Genomic DNA, 12,806 nt, shown 5'->3' with positions numbered 1-12,806 from the left:
AAAGCCTGACATGAGCAGCATCGAAGGGTCCGCGATCAAGAAGGTCGTCATCGCCTGTGACGCGGGCATGGGCAGCAGTGTGATGGTGGCGTCCCAGCTGGCCAAGCGGCTCAAGCCGTACTCGGTCTCGGTCACCCACACGCCGGTCAACGACATCCCCGAGGACGCGGATCTCGTGCTGTGCCAGATGACTCTGCTGGCCAGGGCACGCAAGAGCACGGGCGAGACGGTCGTGCTCGGTTTCCAGAGCTTCCTGGGCGACCCGGTGTTCGACAAGGTCGAGGCCGCGATCCGGGACGGTGGGTCGCTTGCCGACTGAGCGGACCTCGCTGCTCACCGCCGAGGGAATCCGCCTCGGCCGGACCGCCGCCAGCCGGGCGGACGCGATCGACCAGTGCGGTCGCGTCCTGCTCGAGCTCGGTGCGGTCGAGGCGGACTACCTGGCCGCCATGCACGAACGCGAGGAGTCGTTGTCGACGTACATCGGCGAGAACGTCGCGATCCCGCATGGCACCGACCAGTCACGTCAGTACGTGAAACGCACGACGCTCGTAGTGCTGCAGTTCCCCGACGGCGTGGAATGGGGCCCGGGCAACACCGTCAACCTGTGTGTCGGTATCGCGGCGAACGGATCCGAGCAGGTCGGCATCCTGTCCGCGCTGGCGCAGGTGCTGATGGACGGTGAGAAGGCCGCACAGTTGCGGCAGGCGACGGACGCCGGGACGGTGCTGAACCTGCTGCAGTCGATCGACGAGGAGAGGGACCAGCCGTGAAGGTCGCGCGCTTCTACGCGCCAGGAGACATCCGCATCGAGGAGGCGCCCGAGCCGTCCGCGGGCCCGGACGAGCTGAAGATCAAGGTGCACAACTGTTCCACGTGCGGGACGGACCTGAAGATCTTCCGGCACGGGCACCACCACATCGATCCGCCGCGGGTGATCGGGCACGAGATCGCGGGCGAGATCGTCGAGGCAGGCTCCACTGTGGACGGATGGCGGCCGGGCGACCGGGTGCAGGTGATCGCCGCGATCCCGTGCGGCGAGTGCCCGGACTGCCGGCGCGGCTGGCTGACCATCTGCCCGAACCAGCGCTCGATGGGCTATCACTACGACGGCGGCTTCGCCGAGTACATGATCATCCCGCATGCCGTGCTCAAAGTGGACGGTGTGAACCGGATTCCGGACGGGTTGTCCTACGCGGAAGCATCCGTGGCGGAACCGTTCGCGTGTGTCCTCAACGGACAGGAGCTGGCCCGCGTCGGCGAGGGCGACACGGTCGTGGTGGTCGGCGCCGGCCCGATCGGCTGCCTGCACGTCCGGCTCGCCCGTGCTCGCGGCGCGGAGGCCGTGTACCTGGTCGAGTTGTCCAAGCAGCGGCTGGAGATGGCCGCGGCGCTGGTCAAGCCGGACGCGGCGATCTGCGCCGCGGACGTCGACCCGGTCGAGGAGGTGCTGCGGCTGACCGACGGCCGCGGCGTCGACGTGGTGATCACGGCCGCGGCCGCGGGCAAGGCGCAGGAGGACGGCCTGAAGATGGCCGCCCGGCGCGGGCGGATCAGCTTCTTCGGCGGGCTGCCGAAGGACAACCCGATCATCGCGTGCGACTCGAACCTCGTGCACTACCGCGAGCTCACCATCGTGGGCGCCAACGGTTCCAGCCCGGACCACAACAAGCGGGCGCTGGAGCTGATCGCGTCCGGCGCGGTGCCGGTCGACGACCTGATCACCCACCGGATGCCGCTGGACGGCGTGCTCGACGCGATCCACACGGTCAGCACCGGCGAGGCCATCAAGGTCACGATCGAGCCGTAGCGGAATCAGCCGGCCGCCACCGGGGTTGACCTGGACATGAACGCTCGTGGACGAGTCAAGCTCGAGCCGGGCACCCGCCGTGTCCGGGTCTACCTCGGTGGTGCGCTGGCCGCCGACACACTGGCGCCGGTGTACGTGTGGGAGGTTCCCTACTATCCCGCGTACTACATCCCGCGGTCGGACGTGCGGGCCGAGCTGATCGCCTCGGGCAACACCGACCACTCCCCCAGCCGCGGCGACGCGACCCTGTACACGGTCAGATCCGGCGGCAAGGAAGCGGTGGACGCGGCCCGGGTGCACGCCGACTCGCCCATCGAGGAACTGCGGGACCTGGTCCGGTTCGACTTCGCCGCGATGGACGCGTGGTTCGAGGAGGACGAGGAGATCTACGTCCACCCGCGTGACCCGTACAAGCGCGTGGACATCCTCGGCAGCTCACGGCACGTGCGCGTGGAGATCGACGGCGTGACCGTGGCGGAGTCGGCGAACGCCCGGATGCTGTTCGAAACGAGCCTGCCCACTCGGTACTACCTGCCGAAAACCGCTGTGCGGATGGATCTCCTGGAGCCCAGCCCGACCCGCACGGCGTGCCCGTACAAGGGTGAGGCGTCGTACTACTCGGTCCGCCTCGGGGACACGCTGCACGAGGATGTCGTGTGGTACTACGACACTCCCCTGCCGGAAAGCCAGAAGATCACCGGCATGGTGGCGTTCTACAACGAGAAGGTGGACATCTTCGTGGACGGCGTGCGGCAGCCGCGGCCGAAGACCCCCTTCTCCTGACGGATGTCGCGGGCAGGGCGGTCACCCTGCCCGCGCCGGCTCATCCGAAACTGTCCGGGTCCGGGCCGATGCGGTGGCCCTTGTCCAGCGCGGCGAGCTCGGTCAGGTCCGAATCGGACAGGTCGAAACCGAAGACGTCGATGTTCTCGGCGATCCGCTTCGGCGTGACCGACTTCGGGATGACCACGTTGCCGAGCCGCAGGTGCCACCGCAGGACGACCTGAGCGGGCGTGCGGCCGACGCGCTTGGCGATCGTCACGATCGTCGGGTGCGTCAGCAGGTCACCGCCCTGGGCGAGCGGGCTCCACGCCTCGGTCGCGATGCCGAGCTTGGCGTGCACCTGGCGCAACTCGGCCTGCTGCAGGTACGGGTGCAGCTCGATCTGGTTCACCGCGGGCACCCGGCCGGTCTCGTTGATGATCCGCTCGAGGTGCGCGGGCTGGAAGTTGGACACGCCGATGGCGCTGATCCGGCCTTCGTCGGCCAACCGGATGAACGCCTTCCACGTGTCGACGTAGCGGGCCTTGGCGGGCGCGGGCCAGTGGATCAGGTACAGGTCCAGGTAGTCCAGGCCGAGCAACGACATGCTCTTGTCGAACGCACGCAGCGTCTCGTCGTAGCCCTGGTCGGTGTTCCACAGTTTGGTCGTGATGAACAGCTGTTCGCGCGGGAAGCCGGCGATCGCCTTGCCGACCCCTTCCTCGTTGCCGTACGCGGCCGCGGTGTCGATGCTGCGGTAACCGGCTTCGAGGGCGGCGGTGACCGCGTCGAACGTCTCCGCCTCGGGTACCTGGAAGACGCCGAAGCCGAGCTGCGGCATGGCTACGCCGTTGTTGAGCTTGATGGTCGGGATGTCCGGCACGATGTTCCTTTCCGCATGACTACCGGCGTAAGCAATATTTGCAGACGCCTCGCATCTTACCTCATCGCCACGGGCCGTGCTCGTGACCGCAACTGTGGCCGACATGTCCGAAAAGGTCCGTTCGGCGGCGATACGGTCGACCTATGCAGATCGCATTTGTTGTTTACCCAGGAATGACGGCTCTAGACGCGATCGGTCCGTACGAGCTGCTGCGCTCCATGCCGCAGTCCGAGGTCCGGTTCGTGGCCGCCAAGACCGGACCGGTCGTCACGGACAGTGGCGTTCTGGCGCTCGGGGCGTCGCATTCGTTCGACGACACGCCGTCGCCCGACATCGTCCTCGTCCCCGGCGGATCGAACGGGACCGTGGCCGCGATGAACGACGAGGCGTTGGTCTCCTGGCTGCGCGCGGTCCACCCGACGACGACGTGGACGACCTCCGTGTGCTCCGGCGCCCTGATCCTGGCGGCGGCCGGGCTGCTGGCAGGCGTTCCGGCCACGACACACTGGGTGTGCCAGGAGATCCTGGGCTCGATGGGCGCGATCCCGCAGCCGGACAAGCGAATCGTGCGCTCCGGCAAGATCGCCACCGCGGCCGGGGTGTCCGCGGGCATCGATCTGGCACTGTGGCTGATCGGCGAAATCCACGGCCCGGACCAGGCCAAACGTGCCCAGGTGGAGATCGAGTACGACCCCCAGCCGCCGTACGACGCGGGCCATCCCAGCAAGGTCACGCCCGAACTGCTGGAAGAGGTCCGGGCCAAGCTGGCGGCGGACGCCCAGAAACCACCGGTGACGTCAGCCTCCTGGTGAGCCCGGCGACCACCCCGTGTCCACCGTTCCGCCACCCCGTGTCCACCGTTCCGCCACCCCGTGTCCACCGTTCCGCCACCCCGTGTCCACCGTTCCGGCACCCCGTGTCCACCGTTCCGGCACCCCGTGTCCACCGTTCCGGCACCCCGTGTCGACCGTTCCGGCACCCCGTGTCGACCGTTCCAGCACGGTGACATTCCCGGTCGGTCCGCGGACGGGAATCTCACGGTGCCGGAACGCGCATCTCACCGTGCCGGAACGGGCATCTCACGGTGCCGGAACGCGCATCTCACCGTGCCGGAACGCGCATCTCACCGTGCCGGAACGGGCATGTCGTGGTGCTGGAACGGTGGACACGCGGGTCAGCGGCGGCGTTTGAACTCGATCGGGCCGGTCGGCGGTACTTCGCCCCGGTTCTTTCCGTTCACCGAGACCTTGTCGCCGACTTCGGCGGGCACCAGGAACTTGCCCTCCTCGTCGGTTTCCACCGCGCCGTGGGGCGTGGACACGAGCGTTCCCGCGTCGGTCTGACCGGCGACGAACATGCGTTCCTCCGACGCCTCGCCCGCGTTGGACGTGATGATCGAGAAACGGTGCACGGGCGGGCCGGCCGCGACCAGCAGCGCACTGTCCACTGTGGCCGTCACGGTCACGTCCAGGCCCGGCTTGAGCTGGCCGCCCAGCGCCGACCAGAAGTCGGAGTTGTCCCGTTCGCCGCCGCTGGCGATCGTGACGCTCGGTACCGGAGTCACGGCGTCGTAAGGCGCTTGCAGGTATTCCGCCTCGATCTCGGTGTGCATCAACAACGCCGTCAGAGTCGCGCCGAGCAAGGAGTGCTCGTCGCGCATGTCCGACGTCCACGCCGTCACCAGGTAGCGGCAGTCCACTCTGGGCAGTGGGGGACGGCGGTGCGGACGGCCGTTCTCGTCGTGCACGGTTTCCAGACCGTACTCGCGTTCGGTCACGTTGCGGCGCACGTCCCACAGGTACAGGTTGATCGTCGGCCGGGAGACCCGGGCCGACCAGTCCTTGTCCGGCGCGTCGAACGAGATGTCGATCTCGCGTTTGGGCAGGGGCACGACCGCTCGCAGAAACTCCTCGAGGGACTCGTCAAGCAGGTTCAGCATGGCCGGTTCCATTCACGAGGTTGAAGTAACGGTCGAACTCGGACTCGGTGCGCAGCCTGCCCATCTTCTGGAACTCCCGCTTCAGCGCGAGCGCGACACGTTCCATGGTCACCGGGGCGTTCTCGTCCGCGGCCAGGAAGCCGGCGCCCAGCGCGGCGTTGCGGATGATGCCGCCGGTGATCCGGAACTGCCTGGCCAGAAAGTCGAAGTCCAGGTCGTCGACGGGCGCGCCGGGCGGGAACGCCTGCCGCCAGATCTGCTTGCGCTGCGGTTCGTCCGGTGCCTCGAAGTCGATCGACACCGAGATCCGGCGCAGGAACGCGTCGTCGATGTTGCGCTGCAGGTTCGTGGCCATCACGACCAGGCCGTCATAGGATTCCAGCCGCTGCAACAGGTAGGCGACCTCGATGTTGGCGTACCGGTCGTGCGCGTCGCTGACCTCGGAGCGCTTGCCGAACAACGAGTCCGCTTCGTCGAAGAACAACACCAGGTCGCCCGCGGCGGCCGCGCCGAAGATCCGTTCCAGGTTCTTCTCGGTCTCGCCGATGTACTTGCTGACCACGGCCGACAGGTCCACTTTGTACATGTCGAGGCCGAGCTCGCCGGCGACGATCTCCGCCGCCAGCGTCTTGCCGGTACCGGACGGGCCGGAGAACAACGCCACCACACCGGTCGACGGCAGCGGCGAGAATCCCCAGTCCTGGTAGACCACGGTCCGCCGCTTGTACCGTGCGATCAGTTCACGCAGCTGCGCGGTCTGGTCCGCGGGCAGCACAAGATCCGACATGGTGCGGCGCGGGCGGACGCGGACCGAAAGGCCGTCGAGGTGACCGCCCGCGAGGCGACGGACACCGGCGGCGACCTGCCCCGGGTCACCCGCCGAAGCGGCGGTGACGAGCCGCAGCTGCTCACGGGACAACGGGAAGGACGGGTCCGGCGGCACACCAAGCGCTTGTTCCCAGTCCGTCGCGGACGCCAGGCCCGAGTCCAGCCGGATCTCCTGCCACGGACGGCGCGGCAAGGCGTCCAGCGCGAGTTCCTTGGGCGAGCTGAGCGCCCAGCTCAGGTGATCCGCCCGGTCGATCCGGTCGGCCGCGGTCCGGCTGGGCGGTTCGGTCAGTTCGAGCACGACCGCCCGGTCGCCGACACCAGCCTCCCGGACCACCGCCGCCCACTCGGCGGGCGACGAAGGCATCGGGCACACGAGCAAAGCCTTGCCCGGCCAACGGTCCCGTACCGCCGCCAGTCTGCTGTCGCTGTCCGCGCCCGTGACCAGCAGCATCGACGTCTCACCAGTACCGGCACCCACGGCGTCGAGCCGGCACGCCCCGGCGGGCAACGCCGAGTCGGCCGAATCGTCCCCGGCCATCGCCCAGGTCAGGCGCGGCGCGGGCCAGCACATCCTGGTCGCCCACGGTCCGTCCGTGCCGATCTCGACGAACTCCGCCCGGCGCAACGGCGCATCCGGTGCGACACAACGAGCATCGAGCATCCGGCTCAGGCTCGCCACGGTGAGACGAGGCAGTTGCACGTTGTCCTGGAAGTACGCGACGAGCCGCATCCGGTGCGGCGACCGTTCCACAGCAAGCAGCACAGCGAGCGCCTGGGCGTCACGGGAGTCCAGCCGCGCGGTCCGCACCAGACAGTCGAATGTGGACGAACCGGAGGCCAGCGACTCCTCGAACTGCTTGCGCGCCAAGGCGAGTTCGGGCTCCAGCTGACGCAGCAGCGCCTCCACCTTCACCGCGGCGGGACCGGACGCACCCGGCAGCTCGGCCAGGATCCGGTCGACCTCTTCGTGTCCGATGTAGAGCCCCGCGAAGTCGTGCGGCAGCAGGCCCTCACCCAGCCGGCACACCAAAGCCTCGCGCTGCAGCAGGGTGTCGGCCATCACCTGCCACGGCGGCGCGGATCGCGGCCGGCCATCGTCGTGCACTTCACCCCTCGGGAATCACCGCAGGACACCGTCGCGCCCGAAACTAACACCAAGCGGCACCCACCTGCGCGAACAGTGCCCTTTTGGGCACACGAAATGCCACCCACCGGCCGCCGGAGTCAAACATAATGGCGGCATGGCGCGATATTCCGCGGAGCAGATCTACGCGTTCGCGCGCGAGGCCGGGTTCTCCCCCGATCGCGCCGCGACGATGACCGCGATCGCCATGGCCGAATCCGGCGGCAACGACGGAGCCCACAACCCGCACGGCGAGAACAGCAAAGGCCTGTGGCAGATCAACCAGGCCGCCCACCCGCACTTCGCCAGCGTCAACCTGTTCGACCCGGTGCAGAACGCCAGGGCGGCGTTCCAGGTGTCCAAGGGCGGCGACGACATCTCACCCTGGACGACCACGCACAAGGGGTCGGCCGCGAAGTACCTGAAGTACAAGGAGCAGGCCCAAGCGGCGGCCGAGGCATACGGCGACGGACCGAACCGGGGAATGTGGACCGGTGTCTCGGGGTACGGCGACCACACGTCCGCGGGTGACGCGCGCGGCGGCGGCCAAGGCGTCGCGCCGACGCAGTCCTCCGCGGGCAGCGGAAGCGACAACGTCAACGTCAGCCAGGCCACGACCACCCCGGCGGGGGACGTCAACGCGCCCGCCGAGCAACAACAAGGCCTCCAGTTCGGCGTTCCGCTCGACGACGACCCGGCCGCGGGCCCGGACGGCGTGCAGACCTTGACGAACGGTGTGACGGACCCGAACGCGTTGGCCGAGAAGCAGGCCGGGCTCCAGTTCGGTGTCCCGTTGGACGAGGACGCCATGCAGGCGGCGCAACCAGCGACGTCGGCGACAACCGCGACAACGGCCCAGGCGACGAGCCAGACCATGGGCCAGCAACAACTGCCCGCGGGCGACGGTACGAAGGTGCAGGCGTTCCTCAACGCGGCCGTGGCACAGACCGGCGACAAGTACGTCTTCGGGCACGAGGTCAGCATGGGCGACCGCAACCCGAGCACGTTCGACTGCTCGGAACTGGTCGAATGGGCCGCGGCCCAGGCAGGCGTGAAAGTGCCGGACGGTTCGTGGCTGCAGTACCGCGACCTGGCCAAGAGCGGCACCACCATGTCGGTCGAGCAGGCACTGAAAACGCCGGGCGCGCTGCTGTTCAGCTTCTCGTCCGACCCGATGTCCGGCGGCAGGCCGTCGGCCGCGCACGTGGCGATCAGTCTCGGCAACGGCAAGACGATCGAGGCCAAGGGCACCCAGTACGGCGTCGGATCATGGGAGGCCAACACCAAACGGTTCCAGTACGCCGGCTACCTGCCGGAGATGGGCGCGGGCATCGGCAACGTCCCGCCGCCTCCGCCACCACCCCCGCCGACGGACGCGTTCACCCACCGCGTCAACACCGATCCGGCGCCGCTGGACCGCAATCCGTCGACGGTGGCGATCAGCCACGAGATGACCAACGCGGATCCGCCGCCCGCGCCGTTGCCACCGGTTCCCCCACCCCCACCGCCACCGCCGGTGGAGCCGCCGGTGGAGCCGCCCGCGCAGCCGCAGCAGCAGCCGGCCGACGACGACCTCGACGACGACAACCAGGTCGACGTGATCGAGTTCGCGCAGGGCTGGGTAGCCCCGGCGGACCACTCGTTGCCTGAGCACGACTTCGGTCACGACCCCACACCCGGGCACTGAGGCGTATGACGACAGCAACGCGGAACGCGGCCGAGACCGCCGAGATGCTCGAACTGATCGACACCGCGATCACCGAGACCCGTTCGGCGGGACGGCCCGACCTGGCCGAGAAGCTGATCAAGTGCCGTCGCCAGCTGACCACCGGCGCCTGGCACGTGCTGGTCGCGGGCGAGTTCAAGAAGGGCAAGAGCGCGCTGATCAACGGCTTGCTCGGGGTGCCGGTGTGCGGAGTGGATCCGGTCGCGTTCACGGCCGTGCCGACATCGGTCAAGCACGGTGACAAACCGGCCGCCTACCTGGTTCCCGAGGCCCCCGCGGACGCGGCGCAGCTGCCGCCACCCATCAAGATCGACATCCGGAAGGCCGCCGACTATGCCCGGACCGGGCTGGCCGACGACGGAACCCGGCTGCGGGCGATCGAAACGACGGTGAAGCGTGAGCTGCTGGCCGACGGCCTCGTGCTGGTCGACACGCCGGGTCTCGGCGGCGGGTTCGCGGCTGCCGCGGCCTCGGCGACCATGCGAGCGCTTGCTCTCGCGGACGGCGTGATCGTCGTGACGGACGCGTCGCAGGAACTCACCGCGGCCGAGGTCGACTTCGTCAAGCACGCGGCCGACGTCTGCCCGAACCTGATCGTCGCGCTCACCAAGACCGACTTCTACCCGCAGTGGCGACGGATTCTCGACCTGGACCGGCAGCACCTGAAGGCGGCCGGGATCGACGCGGAGATCGTCGCGGTGTCGTCGGTGCTGCGGGAACTGGCGTTGGACACGGGCGATCCGGCGCTGAACGCCGAGTGCGGCTTCCCGGTCCTGGTCGAGCGCCTGGGTTCCCGGCTGCTGGCCGACCACGCGGCGAAGTCCGTGCTGGCGGCGGCCGGTGTCGTCCGCAACTCACTGCGCCAGGTCGCCGACGTCCTGGCGACCGAGCACGCGGCGCTGACCAAACCCGAGCAACGCCAGGCGACCATGCGCAAGGTCGAGGCGAGCGGCGAGCGTGCCAAGGCGCTGTCCAGCCCATCGGCACGCTGGCTCAACACGATCACCGACCGGTTCGCCGACATCCAGGCGGCCGTGGACGCCGACCTGACCGACTGCACACGCAGGCTGGAGAACGAGGTCACCAAGCGGATCAAGGAGGGCGACCCGACCAAGGAGTGGTCGGAGATCGTGCCGTGGCTGCAGAAACGCACCAACGAGGAGATGACCGACGTCCACACGCGGCTGATCCGCCAGATCAACGAGCTCGCGGACGACATCGCGGCGTTGTTCGACGCGACGGCCGACCAGGTGGACGCGGTCTCCCGAGGCACCGACATGTCCGTCGGCCACGATCTGAAGCTGGAGGGCCTGGCCAGCAAGAAGGGCGGCAAGCTCGAAGTGGGCATGCACGCCGCCCGTGGCTGGTCGTTGTCCAGTTCGGTCGTCACGACAGTGCTGGTCACCACGTTGGCGCCGAGCCTGCTGATCGTCCTGCCGATCACCGCCGCGCTGGGTTCGGTGTTCGCGTGGCGCGCGGTCCGCAGCTACAAGACGACCAAGCTCGACGCGGCTCGCGCGGAGGCGTTGCGTGCGTCCGCCGTGTACCTGAACCAGGCGCGAGTGGACGCCAACCGGGCCGCGTACGACCTGATCAGGCACAGCCGCGGCAAGATCCGTGACTACTACCTCGACCAGGCGCAGGAACTGGTCTCCGCGGCCAGGCACGAGCAGGAGGCCGCGATGCGGGCGGTCCAGGCCGACGCGCAGGCCGCGGCGACAAGGGGCGCGGCGGCGAAGGCCGAGCTCGACCGGGTGTCGGCGCTGCTGGCCAGCGCGGAACGGGTGACTCAGAAAGGCCGGTCGTGACAGTTTCGCTTGCCGCACGGGTCCGGTCGTTGCTGAACGACGCGGTCCAGGCATACCAGGGCAGACAGGGCGGCCGGATCCTGACCGACGTCGCCCGGCACCTCGACGGCCCGCTGCGGGTGGCGATCGCCGGGCGCGTCAAGGCCGGCAAGTCCACTTTGCTCAACGCGCTGGTGGGCACGAGGATCGCCGCGACCGACGCGGGCGAGTGCACCCGGATCGTCACGTGGTACTTCCGCGGCCCGCAGCCGCGCGCGACCGCTTTCCCGCAGGGCACCAGGCCGGTGGGGCTGGCGATCGACCACGACGGCAGCCGCTACACCCTGGACCTCGGCACGCTGGACGTCGAAGGCGTCGACCGGATCGAGGTGTCGCTGCCGAGCGAGTGGCTCGGCCAGATGACCCTGGTGGACACACCCGGAATGGGTTCGCTCACCGAGTCGGCAGGCCGCCGTACGCAGGATTTCCTCGGCGAGACGGCGAGTGTCGACGCGGTGCTGTACCTGATGCGGCACCTGCACTCGACAGACATCGACTTCCTCGATGCCTTCAACGACGGCGACGCCACCGACAGTTCTCCCGTCAACGCCATCGGAGTGCTGTCCCGTGCGGACGAAATCGGCGGTGGCGACGACGACGCGATCGCCCACGCGGGCAAGGTCGCCGCGGGTTACCGTGCCGACTCCCGGATTCGAAGCCTCGTGCACACCGTGCTGCCCGTCGCGGGTCTCCTCGCCGAAACCGCGGCGACGATGAGCGACAAGGAATTCGCCGATCTCGCCGGCATCGCCTCGGCCAGCGAAAGCGCGACCATGCCGCTTCTGCTTTCAGCGGTGCGGTTCACCGCCCCGACCCGATCGGTCACTGTGGACATCGCGGCGCGCGAACGTCTGCTCGCGATGCTGGGTCTGTACGGAATCCGGCTCAGCCTCGAGACACTGCGTTCCGGCAAGGTCGATCGCGTCCAGCTGTGCGACGTGTTGCGGGAACGCAGTGGGCTCAACGAACTCAGGCGGCTGCTGCTGACCCAGTTCGCGCAACGGCGGGACGTCCTGAAGGCCGACGGTGCCCTGCGGGCGATCGAGACCGTGACGCGCAACGACCCGATCCCGGCCGCCCCGAGGCTGCGCCAGGCCGTCGAGCGGTTGCGGGCGGGCGCGCACGAACTCACCGAACTGCGGTTGCTCACCGAACTGCGGACCGGGTCCGTGCAAGCTCCGGCCGAGCAGATCGCGGTCATGGAGCGCTTGCTCGGCGGGCAAGGCACTTCGGTGGCCGACCGGCTGAACCTGCGGCCGGACGCGCCTTGGGAGACCGTCCAGGCCGCGATCACCGGAATGCACGGGCATTGGCGGCGGGTGGCGCAGAACCCGTTGATCGATCCCAGCTTCACCCGGGCGGCTCAGGTGCTGCAACGAACCTGTGAGGGCCTGTCGTCCGCCGTCCGAGCCACACCCCAGCGGCCGCCGCAGGGTCCGTCCGGGGGCCGGGCACCGGTTCCGCCCCGCCGCCCCGGCCCTGTCCCGGTCGACAAGACCGAGAACCTGCGCAAGCCGGCCCCGGATGACAAGACCACCGCGTTCCCACGCCCCACCCACCCCTCGTGAGTGTTTATCGGTGTTCTAACCCAGATCCACCGATGGGTTTTGTTGGTGATCTTGGTCGTGGGTGGTTGTGTTGGTGGGCCGGTGGTTTCTGTCGTGGGCGTGCGGGAGCCGCTGGTCTGCCCAGCTTTTCCACTGTGAGTTGTTGGGGCGGGGGTGCCTTGGTGGGTGGTCAATGCTGGAGTGGGGGTGGGGAGTGTGCCCGGTCGAACAGCAGTAGCCAGGCGTTGCGGTGGGGCCAGTGGGTGGGCAGGCGCAGGGTGGTGCGGCGTGCTTGGCGGGTGAGTTGGGCGGCCACGGTGATCAGGGTGCGGCGCAGG

Annotated in this window: 11 protein-coding genes; 8 read left to right on the top strand and 3 right to left on the bottom strand. The window is 68.9% G+C overall.

Annotation, left to right across the window (positions count from 1 at the left end; genetic code table 11):
• Positions 1-10: 10 nt before the first annotated feature.
• Genes GC106_RS00060 through GC106_RS00045 form a run of 4 tightly spaced genes read left to right on the top strand, consistent with a single transcriptional unit; the run spans position 11 to position 2,593 of the window.
• Entirely contained in the window at positions 11-319 is a 309-nt protein-coding gene (locus tag GC106_RS00060; protein ID WP_173123010.1) for a PTS lactose transporter subunit IIB, read from the top strand.
• Positions 309-773, top strand: coding sequence for a PTS mannitol transporter subunit IIA (locus GC106_RS00055; protein ID WP_173123008.1), 465 nt, complete (start codon positions 309-311; stop codon positions 771-773). The genes GC106_RS00060 and GC106_RS00055 overlap by 11 nt, the downstream gene beginning before the upstream one ends.
• On the top strand, positions 770-1,810 hold the full coding sequence (locus GC106_RS00050) for a zinc-dependent dehydrogenase (RefSeq protein WP_173123006.1): 1,041 nt from the start codon (positions 770-772) through the stop codon (positions 1,808-1,810). The genes GC106_RS00055 and GC106_RS00050 overlap by 4 nt, the downstream gene beginning before the upstream one ends.
• A 36-nt stretch (positions 1,811-1,846) precedes the next feature.
• Complete coding sequence (locus tag GC106_RS00045) at positions 1,847-2,593, top strand: DUF427 domain-containing protein (protein ID WP_173123004.1); 747 nt, start codon at positions 1,847-1,849, stop codon at positions 2,591-2,593.
• Positions 2,594-2,633: 40 nt separating this feature from the next.
• On the opposite strand, the gene GC106_RS00040 is transcribed toward GC106_RS00045, so the two are convergent.
• Positions 2,634-3,455 (bottom strand): aldo/keto reductase, encoded by an 822-nt coding sequence (locus GC106_RS00040; protein WP_312872324.1) that lies wholly within the window; start codon positions 3,453-3,455, stop codon positions 2,634-2,636.
• A gap of 143 nt (positions 3,456-3,598) precedes the next feature.
• Between GC106_RS00040 and GC106_RS00035 the strand changes: the two genes are divergently transcribed.
• Complete coding sequence (locus GC106_RS00035) at positions 3,599-4,267, top strand: DJ-1/PfpI family protein (RefSeq protein WP_173123000.1); 669 nt, start codon at positions 3,599-3,601, stop codon at positions 4,265-4,267.
• 362 nt (positions 4,268-4,629) lie between these two features.
• On the opposite strand, the gene GC106_RS00030 is transcribed toward GC106_RS00035, so the two are convergent.
• Together GC106_RS00030 and GC106_RS00025 are read right to left on the bottom strand one after the other, a co-directional pair.
• Positions 4,630-5,394, bottom strand: coding sequence for a Pvc16 family protein (locus GC106_RS00030; RefSeq protein ID WP_173122998.1), 765 nt, complete (start codon positions 5,392-5,394; stop codon positions 4,630-4,632).
• On the bottom strand, positions 5,378-7,330 hold the full coding sequence (locus GC106_RS00025; protein WP_312872323.1) for an ATP-binding protein: 1,953 nt from the start codon (positions 7,328-7,330) through the stop codon (positions 5,378-5,380). Before GC106_RS00025 ends, GC106_RS00030 begins: the two co-directional genes overlap by 17 nt.
• 136 nt (positions 7,331-7,466) lie before the next feature.
• On the opposite strand from GC106_RS00025, the gene GC106_RS48635 reads away from it, so the two are divergent.
• Genes GC106_RS48635 through GC106_RS00010 form a run of 3 tightly spaced genes read left to right on the top strand, consistent with a single transcriptional unit; the run spans position 7,467 to position 12,489 of the window.
• The gene (locus GC106_RS48635; protein WP_173122996.1) at positions 7,467-9,035 is read left to right on the top strand and encodes an NlpC/P60 family protein; all 1,569 of its coding nucleotides are present in this window, start codon (positions 7,467-7,469) and stop codon (positions 9,033-9,035) included.
• A gap of 5 nt (positions 9,036-9,040) precedes the next feature.
• Positions 9,041-10,882, top strand: a complete 1,842-nt coding sequence (locus tag GC106_RS00015; RefSeq protein WP_173122994.1) for a dynamin family protein — start codon at positions 9,041-9,043, stop codon at positions 10,880-10,882.
• Positions 10,879-12,489: a dynamin family protein gene (locus tag GC106_RS00010; RefSeq protein WP_173122992.1), complete on the top strand. Its 1,611-nt coding sequence runs from the start codon at positions 10,879-10,881 to the stop codon at positions 12,487-12,489. The genes GC106_RS00015 and GC106_RS00010 overlap by 4 nt, the downstream gene beginning before the upstream one ends.
• Positions 12,490-12,806 lie beyond the last annotated feature (317 nt).

It is taken from the genome of Kibdelosporangium persicum (genome assembly GCF_013280595.1).
GTDB lineage: Bacteria > Actinomycetota > Actinomycetes > Mycobacteriales > Pseudonocardiaceae > Kibdelosporangium > Kibdelosporangium persicum.
Note: the sequence above shows the minus strand (reverse complement) of the source record. Positions and strands in the feature narration are given on the sequence as shown.

What these genes read in the sequence shown, in the direction of transcription:
- GC106_RS00060 (WP_173123010.1), top strand. Translation starts at nt 11, where the DNA reads ATGAGCAGCATCGAAGGGTCCGCGATCAAGAAGGTCGTCATCGCCTGT.
- GC106_RS00045 (WP_173123004.1), top strand. Translation starts at nt 1,847, where the DNA reads ATGAACGCTCGTGGACGAGTCAAGCTCGAGCCGGGCACCCGCCGTGTC.
- GC106_RS00035 (WP_173123000.1), top strand. Translation starts at nt 3,599, where the DNA reads ATGCAGATCGCATTTGTTGTTTACCCAGGAATGACGGCTCTAGACGCG.
- GC106_RS00030 (WP_173122998.1), bottom strand. Translation starts at nt 5,394, where the DNA reads ATGCTGAACCTGCTTGACGAGTCCCTCGAGGAGTTTCTGCGAGCGGTC.
- GC106_RS48635 (WP_173122996.1), top strand. Translation starts at nt 7,467, where the DNA reads ATGGCGCGATATTCCGCGGAGCAGATCTACGCGTTCGCGCGCGAGGCC.
- GC106_RS00015 (WP_173122994.1), top strand. Translation starts at nt 9,041, where the DNA reads ATGACGACAGCAACGCGGAACGCGGCCGAGACCGCCGAGATGCTCGAA.